The sequence below is a fragment of the Hungatella sp. SL.1.14 genome (assembly GCF_024460495.1).
GTDB lineage: Bacteria > Bacillota > Clostridia > Lachnospirales > Lachnospiraceae > Hungatella > Hungatella hathewayi.
The window spans coordinates 89,774-106,455 of the sequence record NZ_JANFYJ010000005.1; the positions used below are offsets into that span (position 1 = coordinate 89,774).

Sequence of the window (16,682 nt, forward strand, 5' to 3'; positions counted from 1 at the left end):
CTATATAGAGAATGGAGGAAATGATTTGAATCAATTAATTAATAGTGAAGAATACTGGGACAAGCGTTTTCAGACTGATTGGGATAAATATTCTGGAGAAGAACAAACAGAATTTTTTGCCGAAATAACCTGCCGTCTTCTTCCTGCCTGGTTAGTAAAATCTATACGCATGAATAAATATATAATTTGTGATATGGGATGTGCTTGTGGAGAGGCTGTAAATATACTGTCACAATATTTAAATACGAAAGTATGTGGTATGGATTTTGCTAATAGCGCCATAGAGATTGCGAAAAAAAAATATCCCATCTATCAATTTGAACAGGGTGATATTTCAACTCTGGATACAGGAAAAAAAATTGATATAGTTTATTGTTCTAATGTGTTAGAGCATTTTTATACGCCATGGGATATGGCTGAAAAGATGGCAATGGTCACTAAGCATTATCTTATTCTACAAATGCCTTTTCGGGAACAACTTACTATTGATGAGCATTTTTTTAAATTTGATACAAATATAATTCCTTTACAGATTGGTGAATTTACATTGGTGAATCTGGAAACAGTAAATGGAAGTGAAATTCCGGGTACGCTTTATCCTGACCAGCAAGTTTTGCTGGTATATTCTTCACATAAGGAGGATATTATAACTGCAAGAATTGATGATATCTACAAAGGAATAAAAAATTCTGATTTAATTCAATGGAATAATCAAAAAAAGGAAATCGAAGAATACTATAATGTTCAGATAGCAGAACTTAAAAATACACTAGAAAAATTAAATACTGATTATTCCTTAGTAAGTGATGAGTTCAACAAACGCGGATTATTAATTGAGACCTCCTCAAAACAGCTTACAGATCAAATCAGAACAAATAGTTTACTTCAGGAGGAAATTCAAAACCAGAAGAAATTAATGACCTCTTTAACTCAAGAAAACAATGAGACCATTGGTAAACTTACAAAGGCAAATAGTTCGCTTCAAGATGAAATTCAAAGTCATAAAAAAAAGTTGGCTACTTACGCTGAAAAAAATAAGGAGATTGCAAAGGAACTGGCAGAATATAGAAATAACTATAATTTATTAAAGGAAGAAATTAAAGATCTAAAAAGCATAAAAGAAAAATATGCTACTCTACTTTTAGAAAAAAAACAGTTAGATAAAGAGCTTCAAAATAAAGAAAGTATTATTCATAGAGCAAAACAAAAATGTGTTTATATGGCTTCTACCAAAACATTCCGTACTGTTCATTTTATGTTTCGTCTTAAATATCAATTTTTGAAAGGCACGAAAGATGAAAGGAAGAGTTTCGGTAAATGGTTGAAATCTGAACTCTGTCAAAAAGGCGGTGACTCTGAGCGCAGGTATAACCCAATTTGGAATGTGATAAGTATTCTTGATGAAGTTAGTGGAGCTAAAATAAATTCTACTCTAAAGGTGACTGATGATATAATGCTTAGCAATGCTCCTTTAGCAAAACATCTTCAAGAAGAGCAACAGCGTTTGGTATCAAACATAGATTTGAATTCAAATGAATATATGGCTATTAAGGAAGTACTGAATTCTAATAAGGATATGAGGATTATGATATATCCGCATGTTGTATATTGGGAACCTTTACAGACTCCACAGCAGTTGTTGAAGGCCTTTGCCAATAATGGCTGGTTATGTTTTTTTTGTGAGCATCCGAGCCTTCAGAATATTTATCGGGAGGCTTATCCTGGTCTATTCATAGTGCATGAAAAGGAGTTATTGCAGGCTATAGATAACAGAGAGGTTTTTGTTCTCCTAACCTGGTTAGGTTCGTTGTCGTTCATCAATCAAATTGCCAACAAGCAAATATGGTACCATATACTGGATAAGTTGGATCTGTTTCCATATTACGATAAATATTATGATAAATTACACACTACAATAGTTCGGCAAGCTTCTTTTGTGAGTTATGTGGCTTCTCCGTTGTTAAACTGCTTGGAAAATAGAAGGGACCCTATTTATTTACCTAATGCTGTTAATCCAGAGGATTTTTTAAATATACATAATAATTATGTTCCAGAGGATATGAAGCCAATACTTTCTAAAAAACATAAAATAATAGGATATTATGGATATTTAGCCGAATGGCTGGATTATGAATTAGTAAGAGAACTCGCAGCTGCCAGACCAAATTATGAATTTGTTTTTATCGGTAAAGCAATTTATGATACATCAGAAATTGATAATCTCTCCAATGTCCATTTGCTGGGTTTAAAACCATATAAAGAATTATCAGATTATGCGAAATATTTTGATGTAGCAACAATTCCTTTTATTATCAATGATAAAATGGATTGTGTATCACCAATTAAATTTTTTGAGTATTGTGCACTTGGTCTTCCTGTAGTTACCTCCTCCATGAAAGAAATGGATAATTTTGTATGTGATTTTATAGCTTGTGCGAATGGTGTTGATGAGTTCTTATTTTATTTAGATAAAATGGTGACAAAAGAATGCCACGATTTAGCCATTGAAAATGGACCATTAATTGCATTGCAAAACACTTGGAATTCTCGCATTAAAATTATGGAAGATGTTTTTAATCAGGAATTGCAAAACATTCTGAACTCTGATTATGAAAATTTTGATGTCATTTTATTGGGAGTAATAGATTTCGATTATCGATATCAGAGGCCGCAGCATTTTGCAAGTCGTTTTGCAGAAAATGGGCATAGAGTGTTCTATGTAAATGCCAACCATTTTAATCCGGATTCAGTAGTTAGAATATGTAATGATTTATATGTAATTAATATATATAATGATCAGTCGACTGCAATACATTTGACTGATTGGCATGAACAGTTATCATTACTTCATGAAAAATTAGATAAAATAATGAATACTTATTGTATACGTGATGCAGTAGTAATTGTCGATTATCCCAATTGGATTTTTACGGCTGAACATTTAAGAAATTTGTATGGATTTAAAATAATAACTGATTACATGGATGATTTCACTGGTTTTTTGAATCCAGCAGAAAGTTTAGTAAAAGAAAACTGTAAGAAACTGTTAGAATTATCTGATTATGTTGTTGCCAGTTCTGAATTTCTTTATGATATAGCAAAAAAATTTAATAAAAATATTGAGATCATTAGAAATGGAACCGAGTATGCACATTTCCATAAGGCGGCAGTTGAACATAAGAATGAAAGAAAAATTATTGGATATTATGGTGCTGTTGCTGAATGGTTTGATTATTCAAAGGTAATTTATGTGGCTCAAAATATGCCTGACTGTGATGTTGTAATTATTGGACGTGTTACAGCAGGTGAAAAACAGTTGTCCAAATATAACAATATTAAGTTACTGGGTGAAATACCCTATAATGAATTACCGAAATATTTAGAATGTTTTGACGTCTGCCTTATTCCATTTGATACTTCAACGGATTTAATAAAAGCTACTAATCCGGTAAAATTTTATGAATATCTTAGTGCTGGAAAAAAAATAGTTGCAACAGATATTCCTGAGCTGGAACCCTTTAAGGACAAATATGTTTATTTATCAAATGACAACCATCAATTCCTTGAATACATTAAAATTTGTCTGGAAAATAAAGATTGCTTAGCTAACGACACTGAAAAAATGGCATTTGCATTAAAAAATGATTGGCAGATTAGATATGAAAATTTTTATGAAGTATGTAGGCGTGCTGTTCCTAAAGTAAGTATTATAGTCTTAACCTATAATAATCTAGAGATAAACAAAATATGCATGAACAGTATACTTCATAATACGGCCTATGCCAACTATGAATTAATTGTGGTTGATAATTGTTCTACAGATGGAACCACAGACTATCTAAGAACTTTGGAAAGGGACGATGCCAGAGTAAAGTTGATTTTGAACAAAGAAAATAAGGGGTTTGCAGGTGGTAACAATGTTGGAATAAATGCTTCTTCTGGAGAATATGTTTTGCTGCTTAATAATGATACAGTCGTAACAAGAGGCTGGATTACTGCAATGGCAAAGCATTTAGAGAACAATTCAAAGCTTGGTATGTGTGGACCTGTTACTAATTCTATTGGTAACGAAGCAAAAATAAAGGTTAATTATCATTCTGTAAAAGAAATGTACAGTTTCGCTTATCGTTATACGACTGATCATCTCAATTCCGAATATAAAAATCCTAATGTTCTTGCATTATTCTGTACTATGATAAAGCGAAATGTTATTGATTCCTGCGGTCTATTAGATGAAATGTATGAAATTGGTATGTTCGAAGATGATGATTATGCAGAAGCAGTAAAGCAAAAGGGCTATGAGTTAGCTATCGCAGAGGATGCATTTATTCATCATTTTGAAGGAGCTTCCTTTAAAAAGTTAGAGGATAAAAAATTTCATGATATATATGATCAAAATAAAGAACGTTTTGAAAAAAAATGGGGTAAAAAATGGACAATGCATAAAAAACGTAAAGGGATTACTTGGGACACAAATTCAGAAGTAAATATTTTGTAATTACTAATTGGGGACTATTATAATAGAGGTGAGGTTATATAAAAAATAATAATAAAGCAAATTTAAGTATTTATTGAATCAAAAATAAATGATATAGGTCTTTTAAATATAGATGTAGATCTCTATAATTAAGCTTCCTTCTGATCATATAAGTCCCAGAAAAAGATGTTGTACTGAAGAGTTATGGAGATAATCCATAACTCTGAATTACGGCATATATGAAGGAGAAGTCATCTGTATAATAAAATTTAATATTTTACTTATAATTTTAGATAAAATATTTGTGAATGTGTAACCATTAGCCATGTCAGTCAGAAGGGTGAGTATTAATTAAAAAGGAGCCTTACATAGATGAAACTATCTCAACACTTAAAAAAAATAATAGCGCTATTAGTTTCTTTATGGATTGTTTTATGGATTATTATAATACAAATTAAAAGAAATTACGACTCAATTATAGATGGGGACTGTCTCAGGCTTGATGGTATCCTAACCTATTTTATAGCTTGGATTGCAGTACTCCTTATATTTCGATGGTTTAAAACACATAGTTTTAATACAAGAAATATAAGTATTTCTGAATGTAAACTAGTATTAGTGCTATTTCTTATTGTTTTTTTACCTCGCTATATACTAATATCTAATTTTTCTGTTTTGCAGATCAGCGATTATGAGGGGTATTGGGAAATATCACAGGCGTTGTTTAGGGGATATCCAATTTCAGATGAACTAAAAAATTATATGGCAACAGTAGCTGTGAATCAATTATTGATATCTAAAATTTTTTCTATAAGTTACTTAATATGGGGAAATAATGTTTTCGCTCCTCTTATGCTTAATATATTTTTCACATTTTTATATACATATTTGTTTTACAAAATATGTAATAATTTTGTAGGGCAAAAGTTATCTTTTATAGGTGCAATATGTTTAGCCGTTTGGCCAGAAAATATATTAAATTCTGTTTACATGCTATCTGAACCTATGTTTTTAGTATTTCTTTTTAGCGGAATATTATTTTACATAAAATGTAAAACAGCATTCACCCATTATAAGTGGCTATTTATAAGTTTATCAGGATTATTTTTAGGATTATCTGAACAACTACGATCCATTACAACTATATTTATAATAACTTTTGCAATTTTGATAATCTGCAACATAGAAAGCAAGAAAAAACTTATGGATGATATTCTTCAACTAGTTGTGATGTTAGTTTTCTATAACCTAGTAAAATACGGATATCTGTATTATGTAAAACAACTGTTAGGAGGAATGTCTACGCCCACCTTTGGCTGGCCTTTATATTTGGGAACGGATATTACAAATTGGGGATCATGGTCTGAAAAGGCAGCGCTTACCTTAACCCAGGTCAGAAATAGTAATTCTGTTGACAATGTGCAGAAAGAAATGTTACAAAAAGCTCTTATTAATATATCTTCATATGATTTAAAAACTATTATAAGATTAGTGCTTGAAAAAATGTATATACTTTTAGGACGTGGAGATGGTACATATAGAGATTTACAATATATTTTTGTTAATTCGCCTGAACAAATTTTAAGTGGTAACATACCAGCCATTATCTGGAGTTGGGGGAGTTTATCCAATATAATTTATCTGGTTCTTTTAAATACTTTTCTTTTGTCAACTGCATTAAAATCATCAATAACAGATAAATTGTTTTTTCAATTGCCATTTTGTGGAATTATGCTTCTCCATTGCCTTATCTATATAAGTCCCAGGTATCAATATCCTCTTTTACCATTATTATTGGCATGCAATATGATTAGCTTAAATTCAATTAATAGCACAGAAAATAAGATATTTAAGTTTCACTTACCAGGAGGTAATAAATGCGTTATAGCAAAATAATTTTAGGAGCTGGATTATATGGCTTATATTCCGCTAATGCATTAGGGAAAATGTGCAATAAAAAAGAAAGGGTATTAGTGCTAGAACATGATCCAACCCCTTTTCGTCGAGCAACTTACATAAATCAAGCTCGCGTACATATGGGATACCATTACCCACGATCCTATTCAACAGCTATAAAATCTGCTCACTATTTTAATCGGTTTATGGAAGACTATTCTTTTTGTGTACTAACAAAGTTTGATCAGATTTACGCAACTTCTGCAGATTTTTCTTGGACGAATGCATCGCAATTTAGAAATTTTTGTAAAAACACACAAATTCGGTGCGATGATGTTAATCCCGACAAATATTTTAATCCAGGAATGTGCGACGGTGCGTTTATGACAGAAGAATATACATATGATGCTGGTATACTAAAGGAATATTTGCTAAATCAACTGTCTAAATTTCCTAACGTAGAAATTTGTTATAATGCAAGTATCTCAGAAATAATTAAACAAGATACATATTTTAAATTAATTATGAAAAATGGAACTACATATGAAACTGATTTTTTGTTAAATGCTACTTATGCTTCTACAAATCAAATTAGCAGAATGCTAGGATACGAACCTTTTAAAATCAAGTATGAATTATGTGAAATTATTCTGTGTAACGTAAATGAAAAGTTAAAAAATGTAGGAATTACTGTTATGGATGGACCATTTTTTTCTATTATGCCATTTGGAAAAACTGGTTATCATTCATTAACTGCCGTGACTTTTACGCCTCATATTACCAGCTATGAGGCGGTACCCACTTTCGACTGTCAAAAACGAAGCGAAGAAAAATGTTCTCCAAAACAATTGGGAAATTGTAATGACTGTCCTGCTAAACCAGAAAGTGCTTGGCCATTTATGTCTAGTTTAGCAAAAAAATATTTAAAAAAAGAGTATGGTTTTGAGTACTCCCATTCCCTTTTTTCCATGAAACCAATTTTAAAGGCTTCCGAAATTGATGATTCAAGACCTACTGTAATAAAACAGTATTCTACAGATCCTACTTTCATCAGTGTATTATCAGGAAAAATTAATACGGTCTACGATTTAGATGAGGTGCTTAACAATGCTACTAAATAAAGAAAAAAATTTTATATCGGCTGTTGTATATGTCTATAATCAAGAAACACAGATATATCGTTTTCTTGAATTAGTTAATGAGACTCTTCGTAATAGTTTTGAGAAGTATGAAATTATATGTGTAAATGATGCATCTACAGACGGAAGTATAAAAGAAATAAAAAGATATGCCTCTACGGTCAAAGGGAATGTAATCAGCATATTAAATATGAGTTTTTATCAGGGACTTGAACTATCAATGAATGCTGGCGTTGATCTGGCTATTGGGGATTTTGTCTTTGAATTTGATTTACCACATGCATCATATTCTTCTAACCTGATTATAGATGTTTACCAGCGTTCTCTACAAGGCTATGATATCGTCGCAGCCGCACCACTTCATGGGAAACGCACATCTTCAAAAATATTTTATGCTGTGTTTAATCGTTTGTCTCACACTCAGTATCTTCTGCGTACAGAATCTTTCAGAATTTTGTCACGACGCGGAATTAACCGGGTTCATTCTATGAGCAGGACAATTCCATACCGGAAGGCTGTTTATGCAAATTGTGGTTTAAAGACAGATGTAATTACATATGATAATGAGAGCTATTCGTCGTTTCAAGATAAAGATACCCTTCATAAGCAAAAGGATACTGCTTTAGATGCTATGATACTTTATACAGATATTGCATACCGTTTTTCTATGGTCTTTGCTTATATTATGATGTTTATTACTACCCTTACAGGAATTTATACAGTTTGCATTTATATTGGCGGACGTCCTGTAGTTGGTTGGACAACTACTATGCTTTTCCTGTCTTTTGCTTTTTTGGGTCTCTTTGTAATATTAACAATCATCATAAAATATATGTCCTTAATACTAAAAATAAATTTTAATAAACAAAAATATATTATAGAATCCATTGAAAAAATCACTAATTAAAGAGGATCTGCTATATGAAAACGATGTTAGTTGGTTATACAGGCTTTGTTGGTTCCAATTTATCCTGCCAATATGATTTTACAGAAAGGTATAATTCTAAAAATATTGAAGATGCATATGGAAGTAAACCTGATTTATTAATCTATGCTGGAATTCGTGCTGAAAAATATCTTGCAAATCAAGATCCCAATAAAGATTTGAGAAATATTGAAAATGCTTTTTATAATATTCAGCAAATTCAGCCTAAAAAGCTAGTATTGATTTCTACTATTGATGTTTATAAAAGCCCAATAAACGTTAATGAGGATACTCCCATAATTTCTGAAGATTTGCAACCTTATGGAGCCAATCGTTATTATCTGGAACAGAAAGTTAGAGATGATTTTCCAGAAACTTTAATTATTAGACTGCCAGGCCTCTTTGGTAAAAATATAAAAAAGAATTTTATATATGATTATATACATTATATTCCGTCCATGATCCAAAATGAAAAGTTTGGAAAACTTGCAACTGTCAGACACGAACTTAATAACTATTACAAATTGCAGGATAATGGATTTTATAAATGCAGTGACATATCTTGTGAAGAAAAAGAAGCACTTAAAACTATTTTTAAAGAACTGGGATTTTCTGCACTTAATTTTACGGACAGCCGTGGTGTATTTCAGTTCTACAATTTGAAACATCTGTGGAATCATATTAAGTATGCATTAAAAAATGATCTTTATCTTTTAAATTTAGCCACTGAACCAATCGGCATTGCGGAGTTATATCATTATTTGGAAGGCAAAAAGTTTCAGAATATAATATCAACTAATCCACCTTATTATGATTTCAAGACTAAGCATGATACACTTATGGGCGGTAAAAGAGGTTATATTTTTGATAAGGATAATGTTTTAGCCGAAATCAAAACATTTATACAGGAGCAATCATGTTAAAATTATCAATATCAAATATTAGTTGGGATTCAAAATACGATCAGGTGATTTACAAATATCTTCTTGATAATAATATTCAGGGACTTGAAATAGCACCTACCAGAGTTTTTCCAAATAATCCATACGAATGCGTAAAAGAAGCACATGATTTCAAAGAGTATTTATCAAAATCCTATCATTTGAAGATTTCCTCTATGCAATCTATCTGGTACGGAAAGACAGAGAAAATGTTTCAATCTGTAAAAGAAAGAAAGCAGCTTATGGAATATACGAAAAAGGCCATTGATTTTGCGGCAGCATTAGAATGCCATAATCTTGTTTTTGGGTGCCCTAAAAACAGAAGTATAAATTGTTCTGATGATTATAATATAGCAGTGGATTTTTTCTCAGCAATAGGAGAATATGCTCATAATAGAAATACGGTTATTGCATTGGAGGCTAATCCGGTTATATATAACACTAATTTCATAACTTCGACTGCAGAAGCCTTTTCAATGGTAAAGGAAGTACAATCTGAAGGATTTCTTGTCAATTTAGATATTGGTACTATAATTTATAATGAAGAGTCTTTAGATATAATTGCTGATAATATAGGTTTAATTAATCATATCCATATTAGCGAACCAGGGTTAGCTGGCATACTAAAAAGAAAACTGCATAGGCAATTGGCTGGTATTTTAGCGGGCCAATACTCTAAATTTATATCTATAGAAATGGGAAAACAGGAGGATCTGCAACGAGTGTTTGATGCATTATCCTATGTGAAAGAGGTATTTTATGATATATAACAGTATACCGGGTGTACCCAATTTTGTTTCCGAGGAATTTGTGCAAAAAAGATCAAGCTATTGTATATGCATCCCTATTATTAATGAAGGCCGAAGAATACATGATGAGTTGAAACTGGCCAGAAAATATAAGATTGATACGATTGCCGATATTATTATCTGTGATGGCGGATCAATTGATGGATCTACAGACAGTACCTTACTGGAAGCATTTGGTGTCAATACTCTGCTCATTAAGAAAGGGCCGGGCAAACAGGGGGCACAACTGCGTATGGGGATCTGGTGGGCACTGGAACGAGGCTATAAAGGCGTTATCACTATAGACGGAAATAACAAAGACAGTATTGAGGATGTACCTAAATTTATAGAAAAATTAGAAGCTGGCTATGATTTTATTCAGGGATCACGTTTTATCAAAGGGGGCAAGGCAATTAATACCCCTTTTCTTCGATATTTATCGGTACGTTTGCTTCATGCTCCGGTTATTTCACTAACAGCCCACCATCACTTTACCGATACTACCAATGCATTTCGCGGACATTCAAGGAATTATTTAACCAATCCCAAGGTACAACCACTACGGGATATTTTCAATACATATGAGTTACTTGCATATTTGTCGACCAGAGCATCTCAGATAGGATTGCGTGTATGTGAAGTGCCAGTGACACGAGCTTACCCTATAAAAGGAAAAGTCCCCACTAAAATTAGTTTTTTAAAAGGAAATTCTGAACTGCTAAAAATACTATTTTCTAATATGCTTGGAAAATATAATCCACAAAAGTGAGAGCCTGCTATGATAGAATCATTAAAAAAAAATAAAACTGGAATACTCCTTATGTGTTGTTCATCAGTCTGCGTTTGTCTAGGGCAACTTTTATGGAAACTTTCTACCGGAGGGCAAATCTCGTTCCTTTTTGTTGGTTTCCTATTGTATGGAGTTGGCGCACTTGTTATGATAGTAGCTTATCGCTTTGGCAGCTTATCTGTTTTACAGCCAATATTAAGCCTAAATTATGTTTTTAGTATCGTTCTTTCAGCCTTTGTCCTGAAAGAAACTATTACTCTGCTCAAATGTATTGGAGTTTTGATTATCATCTCTGGAGTTATATTAATTGCAGGAGGTGATGAGTCATGAAGTATTATATCGTTTTAATTATCATGACTATTTTAGGTGCCTGTGGAAGCTTCTATTTAAAAAAAGCATCAGACGCAAAAAAATTAAAAATATTAGTTATAACGCCAGCATTTTATTTAGGTGGTTTTTTATATCTGATATCTGCAATATTGAATATCTACATTTTGAAGTTCTTGGATTATTCTGTGGTACTTCCTTTAACTTCGATTACATATATTTGGACGTTCGGATTGTCCTATTGCTTTTTGAAAGAAGGTATTACACAAAAAAAAATTATAGGGATTGTTTTAATCGTTTTGGGGAGTATTATTATTGCTGTATGATAGAAATAATAGAACGTAAACGTCTATGACGTATCATTAAATAGTGTCAAGAATTTTTTTAAATTTAAGTTTTACCGTCTGGCAGCCAGCAGTCATTCGGCTATGTCATCTGAACCTGCATAGGTCTCCATTCCGCGGATATAATCCTTGTTCATATAGCGTTTTGTTCCCCACTAGGTTCCGGCTACATGACGGAGTCTGGCGCATACAAGTATCAGGGCACTCTGTCCATCAGGGAATGCACCAATTGCTTTCGTATTCGATGTTATCTTCCAGTTTCTTGACAACGGAAGAGCGTTTCATTTCCCGGAGCTTTTCATCAACAAGCGGGCTTTGTCACGGGCTACCTCCTTACTTTCCTGTGAGTGAGTGGCTTTCAATATCATGGCTACCATTTTATCTTGTTCCGTGGTGTAACAGAGAAGATGCTGCGGTTAAAGTGGACGATACACCGCTGATAGAGGGCAGCCGGGAATACCTCCGGTATGGTTTCCAACATGCCGAAGTTTTTATTGCCTATGATGAGTTGCACATCGTTAAGCCCGCCAGGACTCTTTGTCTTCATTCATACCCTCAGCTGCACCGATGATTTCCCAGCATCCATCCTCACTGCCCCAGATGACCACAAAAATGGAAACATTCTGCACCTCGCCGCGCCCAAGTGTAAATGCACCATAATCCGTGGGATGACTTGCAACTGATTTTATACGATAATGATCTCATCAAATCCACTTAGAAAACTCCAGAAACTTTGATTGGAGTTTTCTGGGTTTCGGAAGGGGATCTCAAGTATGAATGAAGTAATGCAGGTTCGTGCGGCAAGCTGGCCTGCAATGATTAAACAGCGTAACGATAGTGGCCTGACCGTCAAAGAATGGTGTGCTGCCAACGCGATCCAGGAGTCCGTGTATTATTATCGATTAAACCGACTGAGAAAAATGGCACTTGATGTTTGAGAAACACCGAATTCCATCAAAAACAATTCTCCTGTTTCCGGAACCTTTGCTCAGATACCAGTTGCTTCTGCTGTTCCGGCTCCGAATTAGCGATTCGCCTCCAACATGGTGACACAGTTGTGGAAGTAAGCAGCGATGCTCCGGATCACACCCTTTCCTTTCTGAAAGAGGTGATGTTCCGTGCTTTCTGAGATCACCGGCTTTCGGGCCATCTATATCTACTGCGGAAAATGTGATCTTTGCAAAGGAATTGATGGATTGGCGACGTTATTAAAGGAACAGTTCCATCTGGATCCTTTTCAAAAGGAGATCCTGTTTCTTTTCTGCGGATGCCGCACTGAACGATTCAAAGGCCTGGTCTGGGAAGGCGATGGGTTCTGCCTGCTTTATAAATGGATCGAAGCTGGATGCCTCCGATGGCCGAGAAGTCAGGAAGAAGCCGCAACAATCTCTCCTGAAGAACTTCATCTTATGTTGACCAGAATGACGATACTGAAACGTTCTTCGTAAGCGCCAAGTTTTGGGATACCTTAACACTTGGCGCTTACAATAAGCCAGGGGAGACGGTTCTGCGGATTTTTCTATTTTTTGAAATAGGTTTTTTCCATTTCTGAAGCAATGGCGATCTCGGCAAGTTCGGCTTCCCTGCGGCTTGCAGCACTGACAGATATGTAAAGTTTTAATTTAGGTTCTGTACCGGAAGGCCGTATCACTACGGAGGTGTTTCCCTCCAACAAGAATTTCATGACATTTGACTGCGGGAGATTTATGATAGTCTTACTTCCATCGGTATTCGATGTCACGGAAGTTTTGTAGTCACTAATTGCTGTAATAGCCTTTCCTGCGATGGCTGTTGGAGCTGCAGTACGGAAATTTTCCATGATTTTTGTCATGGTATCAAATCCTTCGGCGCCTTCAAATGTATAGCTTCTCAAGGTATTCAGGCAGTAGCCGTACTTTTTGTATAAGGCATCCAGAACTTCCGGCATAGTCTGTCCATGGGATTTGTAATATGCAAACATTTCACAGATCAGGAGCGAGGCATTGACGCCATCCTTGTCCCTGACAAATCCTCCGGAAAGATAACCATAGCTTTCTTCAAAACCGAAGATGTATCGCTCCGCCTCACCCTTTTCCTCAAGAAGTCCGATCTGTTCTCCGATAAATTTAAAACCGGTAAGAACGTCAATGACTTCCACCCCATAGTCAGCAGCAATGAGTTTTGCCAAATCCGTAGTAACAATCGTCTTAACCAGGATTGGATTATGGGGCATTTTCCCCAGTGCAATTCTGCGCCTGCATATATAGTCAAACAGAAGCAGGCCCATTTCATTGCCGCTTAATAATTCATATCCATCTGCTGACTTGACTGCGGTGCCTACACGATCACAGTCGGGATCGGTAGCCAGCAATAATTCGCTGCCGAGCTGTGAGGCGTATTGAATTCCTAATGCCAGAGCTTCCTTCATTTCAGGATTGGGGTAGGGACAGGTGGGGAAATTGCCATCTGGCTGTTCCTGTTCCTTTACAACAGCGATATTGGTAAATCCATTCTCCTTTAATGTTCTCATGACACAATGAAGCCCAGAACCGTTAAGCGGAGTGTAGATAACAGATATATTTTTATTAATCTCATCACCGCACAGCGCCTGTGTGGAAACGGCTTCGATATATGCGGTTACGGTCTTTTCTTCAATGTAAACAATAAGCTTCTGGGATAATGCCGCATCAAAATCCATGTATTTAACATCACTAAATGGATCGATATTATTGATTTCATTTAAAATACTGTCGGCGGTTTCTGTAGTAATCTGGCCGCCGTCACTGCCGTATACCTTATATCCATTGTATTTCGCGGGATTATGGCTGGCAGTTATCACGATTCCGCCTGAACATTCTAAATACCGTACAGCAAAAGAAAGGGAGGGAGTGGGCATCAATTCCTGATATAAATGAACCTTAATGCCATTAGCAGCCAGTATGCACGCTGCGCGCCGGGCAAATACGTCTGATTTAATCCGGCTGTCATAGGCTATGGCAACAGAGGGACATGAACATTTTTGATTGAGGTAATTGGCATAGCCCTGAGTTGCCTTCCCGACAGTATAGATATTCATGCGGTTGGTACCGACGCCAATGATACCTCGCAGACCTCCGGTACCGAATTCCAGATTACGGTAAAAATGATCTTCCAGTTCTCTGTCATTCTGTTGAATACTCTTAAGCTCATCTATTAAATCCGGGTCCTCCAGGACCTCCTGGTTCCATTTATTCCATCGTGAAAGTACTTCTGATTCCATTTTTTGATTCTCCATTTTCATGTTTATTTTATTGTCACTGGGATTTGAAGTGGGATTAATCCCAAGTCTTTGAACCAGGCGGTTCCTTCTCTGAGCAGATCTATTTCAATCATATAATCCCCCGGGGTGCTGAGAAGCTCCGCCTGGGGAGTAAATGTTAATTCACCGGTTTGACCGGAAGCCAGATTCTCAGGGAGTTTTACTCGTTCCCCTTCCGCCAGGACGGTTCCTTTCTTGTCTTTTATAAGATAAGACAGCTGTGTGGCCTCGTAACCGCTGCTGCATAAAGCAATTCCGGAGTTGTTCCGGATGGTGACTGTGATTGGTGAATGTATATCTGCAGAAACGGCATCGGTAGCTGAATTAGCATCAGCCGAATTGGCAACAGTTGAATCCATTGTCAATATGATGCCGGAGTAATCCGGAATTACAGTATTCTGCACGGTTAAAGGAATTTTTAGAGTTTCCATCCCCTGAGCTGAAAACCAGGTTACACCTTCCTCTACCAGATCTGCTTCTACGATGTAATCGCCCTCTTCCAATGGAACCAGTACTTCCCAGATTTCATTTTTAATTCCGCGGGCTTTGACAGGGATGAGAGAAGTACGGATTCCATCCTGTACAAGTACCTCCCCAGCTGTGTCCAGCAGATGATATGCCAGAAATATATTGTTGTCTGAGGTCAGGTCCTGATATCTCCGGCTGTCTATCGTGATTTCAAGCTTCGCCAGATTTCCGCCATTCTCGCAGGATAATTCACTTACCTTAGTTTTTAATTTAAGGTCGTATTGGGAAGGTACGGCACGGTATCCGCAGCCGCTTAAGAGCAGCAGTGATATGAGGACAAATATGGAAAGACTTATTGTTTTTAATCGATTCATTGTCTCCTCCAGTAATCCAGTGTTTCAGCTAATGTGCGGGAAAGCGGAATCTCAGGCTTCCAGCCAGTGACAGCCTGAAGCTTGCTTATGTCGGCTTCTATAATCGGGACGTCGACCGGGCGGATTTTTTCCGGATCGACGGATACTTCGATTTCGCAATGTGCCATATGCAGAATGGTATCCAGAATACTTTTAATTGAAACGGCTGTTCCAGAACCAACATTGTAGGTCTCACCCGCAAGTCCATTTTCCATAAGCATGACATACGCGCGAACAACATCTCGGACATCGGTAAAGTCTCTTCTGGCCGTAAGATTACCGACTCGGATTACAGGTTCATGAATTCCTTTTTCAATTTCCGATGCTTGTTTGCAAAAATCTGAGACCACAAAGAGCGGTGCCTGATTTGGGCCAATATGATTAAAGGCCCTGACGCTCATAATATCCATATGATAAGCATCACAGTATATCTTCCCAATCATGTTCTGGCATGCCTTAGTGGCCGCGTAAATATTACCCGGGCGGGGTAATGTCTCTTCTGTGATTGGTATTTCTTCTTCAAGTACATGGCCGTATTCTTCCCCGGAGCCAATTAGGAGGAGGCGCGGCCTCTTTTGCAGTTCTCTGACGGCATCCAGGAGATTGAGTGTCCCTTTGATGTTGATATCTACCGTCAATCCGGGCTTCTTCCACGACAGAGCCACGGAGCTTTGAGCTGCCAGATGAAAGATATAATCAGGCTGAACCCGATCCAAAATGGTGATTATCTCCTCCTGTTTCAAAAGATTCAAATTCAGTATTTCGATTCCTTTTTTTATAATATTTTCCTGCGGAAGCTTCGTGACGGTAATAGACCATATGCAGTTTTTCTGTATATGGTCTATCAGATAGTCGCCTACGAAGCCTGCCGCACCGATAATCAATGCTTTCTTCATA

At 35.9% G+C, this 16,682-nt stretch carries 15 protein-coding genes; 11 read left to right on the forward strand and 4 right to left on the reverse strand.

Translation table 11 applies throughout. From position 1 onward, the window contains the following. Window positions 1-25: 25 nt before the first annotated feature. The 9 genes from NE473_RS07235 to NE473_RS07275 all read left to right on the forward strand — a co-directional run bounded on the left by NE473_RS07235 (window position 26) and on the right by NE473_RS07275 (window position 11,609). Window positions 26-4,498 carry a glycosyltransferase gene (locus tag NE473_RS07235; protein WP_055652414.1) on the forward strand — a complete coding sequence of 1,491 codons (4,473 nt, stop codon included), beginning with the start codon at window positions 26-28 and terminating at the stop codon, window positions 4,496-4,498. 351 nt (window positions 4,499-4,849) lie between these two features. Beyond that, window positions 4,850-6,373, forward strand: coding sequence for an ArnT family glycosyltransferase (locus NE473_RS07240; protein ID WP_055649005.1), 1,524 nt, complete (start codon window positions 4,850-4,852; stop codon window positions 6,371-6,373). Further along, window positions 6,355-7,494 carry an NAD(P)-binding protein gene (locus NE473_RS07245; protein ID WP_055649006.1) on the forward strand — a complete coding sequence of 380 codons (1,140 nt, stop codon included), beginning with the start codon at window positions 6,355-6,357 and terminating at the stop codon, window positions 7,492-7,494. The genes NE473_RS07240 and NE473_RS07245 overlap by 19 nt, the downstream gene beginning before the upstream one ends. Continuing rightward, window positions 7,481-8,419 (forward strand): glycosyltransferase, encoded by a 939-nt coding sequence (locus NE473_RS07250; RefSeq protein ID WP_006770909.1) that lies wholly within the window; start codon window positions 7,481-7,483, stop codon window positions 8,417-8,419. The genes NE473_RS07245 and NE473_RS07250 overlap by 14 nt, the downstream gene beginning before the upstream one ends. Window positions 8,420-8,433: 14 nt before the next feature. Beyond that, a complete protein-coding gene (locus tag NE473_RS07255) occupies window positions 8,434-9,360 on the forward strand; it encodes a hypothetical protein (RefSeq protein ID WP_055651205.1) in 927 nt (308 codons plus the stop codon). Further along, a complete protein-coding gene (locus NE473_RS07260; RefSeq protein ID WP_081034961.1) occupies window positions 9,354-10,148 on the forward strand; it encodes a sugar phosphate isomerase/epimerase family protein in 795 nt (264 codons plus the stop codon). The genes NE473_RS07255 and NE473_RS07260 overlap by 7 nt, the downstream gene beginning before the upstream one ends. Beyond that, window positions 10,138-10,935, forward strand: coding sequence for a glycosyltransferase family 2 protein (locus NE473_RS07265; RefSeq protein ID WP_055651203.1), 798 nt, complete (start codon window positions 10,138-10,140; stop codon window positions 10,933-10,935). Before NE473_RS07260 ends, NE473_RS07265 begins: the two co-directional genes overlap by 11 nt. 9 nt (window positions 10,936-10,944) lie before the next feature. Beyond that, the gene (locus tag NE473_RS07270; RefSeq protein ID WP_006770905.1) at window positions 10,945-11,286 is read left to right on the forward strand and encodes an EamA family transporter; all 342 of its coding nucleotides are present in this window, start codon (window positions 10,945-10,947) and stop codon (window positions 11,284-11,286) included. Continuing rightward, complete coding sequence (locus tag NE473_RS07275; protein WP_055651202.1) at window positions 11,283-11,609, forward strand: EamA family transporter; 327 nt, start codon at window positions 11,283-11,285, stop codon at window positions 11,607-11,609. The genes NE473_RS07270 and NE473_RS07275 overlap by 4 nt, the downstream gene beginning before the upstream one ends. Window positions 11,610-11,997: 388 nt before the next feature. Here the strand turns inward: NE473_RS07275 and NE473_RS07280 are convergent, their stop codons facing one another. Next, the gene (locus NE473_RS07280) at window positions 11,998-12,174 is read right to left on the reverse strand and encodes a transposase (RefSeq protein WP_081034960.1); all 177 of its coding nucleotides are present in this window, start codon (window positions 12,172-12,174) and stop codon (window positions 11,998-12,000) included. A gap of 226 nt (window positions 12,175-12,400) precedes the next feature. Between NE473_RS07280 and tnpA the strand changes: the two genes are divergently transcribed. Both tnpA and tnpB read left to right on the forward strand, forming a co-directional pair. Then, complete coding sequence (gene tnpA / locus NE473_RS07285; RefSeq protein ID WP_242866195.1) at window positions 12,401-12,565, forward strand: IS66 family insertion sequence element accessory protein TnpA; 165 nt, start codon at window positions 12,401-12,403, stop codon at window positions 12,563-12,565. A gap of 180 nt (window positions 12,566-12,745) precedes the next feature. After that, on the forward strand, window positions 12,746-13,075 hold the full coding sequence (tnpB, locus tag NE473_RS07290) for an IS66 family insertion sequence element accessory protein TnpB (protein WP_055651201.1): 330 nt from the start codon (window positions 12,746-12,748) through the stop codon (window positions 13,073-13,075). 71 nt (window positions 13,076-13,146) lie between these two features. Here tnpB and NE473_RS07295 read toward each other — a convergent pair whose 3' ends face one another. The 3 genes from NE473_RS07295 to NE473_RS07305 are packed head-to-tail and all read right to left on the reverse strand — an operon-like array spanning window position 13,147 to window position 16,681. Next, window positions 13,147-14,865: a phospho-sugar mutase gene (locus tag NE473_RS07295; RefSeq protein WP_055651200.1), complete on the reverse strand. Its 1,719-nt coding sequence runs from the start codon at window positions 14,863-14,865 to the stop codon at window positions 13,147-13,149. A gap of 23 nt (window positions 14,866-14,888) precedes the next feature. Then, window positions 14,889-15,746 (reverse strand): hypothetical protein, encoded by an 858-nt coding sequence (locus tag NE473_RS07300; protein WP_006770898.1) that lies wholly within the window; start codon window positions 15,744-15,746, stop codon window positions 14,889-14,891. Beyond that, the gene (locus NE473_RS07305; protein ID WP_055651199.1) at window positions 15,743-16,681 is read right to left on the reverse strand and encodes a GDP-mannose 4,6-dehydratase; all 939 of its coding nucleotides are present in this window, start codon (window positions 16,679-16,681) and stop codon (window positions 15,743-15,745) included. The genes NE473_RS07300 and NE473_RS07305 overlap by 4 nt, the downstream gene beginning before the upstream one ends. Window position 16,682: the final 1 nt, after the last annotated feature.

Bases quoted from the DNA above. Each gene is read 5' to 3' on its own strand.
- NE473_RS07265 (WP_055651203.1), top strand. From the start codon at position 10,138: ATGATATATAACAGTATACCGGGTGTACCCAATTTTGTTTCCGAGGAA.
- NE473_RS07275 (WP_055651202.1), top strand. From the start codon at position 11,283: ATGAAGTATTATATCGTTTTAATTATCATGACTATTTTAGGTGCCTGT.
- tnpA (WP_242866195.1), top strand. From the start codon at position 12,401: ATGAATGAAGTAATGCAGGTTCGTGCGGCAAGCTGGCCTGCAATGATT.
- NE473_RS07250 (WP_006770909.1), top strand. From the start codon at position 7,481: ATGCTACTAAATAAAGAAAAAAATTTTATATCGGCTGTTGTATATGTC.
- NE473_RS07260 (WP_081034961.1), top strand. From the start codon at position 9,354: ATGTTAAAATTATCAATATCAAATATTAGTTGGGATTCAAAATACGAT.
- NE473_RS07255 (WP_055651205.1), top strand. From the start codon at position 8,434: ATGAAAACGATGTTAGTTGGTTATACAGGCTTTGTTGGTTCCAATTTA.
- NE473_RS07240 (WP_055649005.1), top strand. From the start codon at position 4,850: ATGAAACTATCTCAACACTTAAAAAAAATAATAGCGCTATTAGTTTCT.
- NE473_RS07295 (WP_055651200.1), bottom strand. From the start codon at position 14,865: ATGGAATCAGAAGTACTTTCACGATGGAATAAATGGAACCAGGAGGTC.
- NE473_RS07245 (WP_055649006.1), top strand. From the start codon at position 6,355: ATGCGTTATAGCAAAATAATTTTAGGAGCTGGATTATATGGCTTATAT.
- NE473_RS07300 (WP_006770898.1), bottom strand. From the start codon at position 15,746: ATGAATCGATTAAAAACAATAAGTCTTTCCATATTTGTCCTCATATCA.
- NE473_RS07270 (WP_006770905.1), top strand. From the start codon at position 10,945: ATGATAGAATCATTAAAAAAAAATAAAACTGGAATACTCCTTATGTGT.
- NE473_RS07280 (WP_081034960.1), bottom strand. From the start codon at position 12,174: ATGAAGACAAAGAGTCCTGGCGGGCTTAACGATGTGCAACTCATCATA.
- NE473_RS07305 (WP_055651199.1), bottom strand. From the start codon at position 16,681: ATGAAGAAAGCATTGATTATCGGTGCGGCAGGCTTCGTAGGCGACTAT.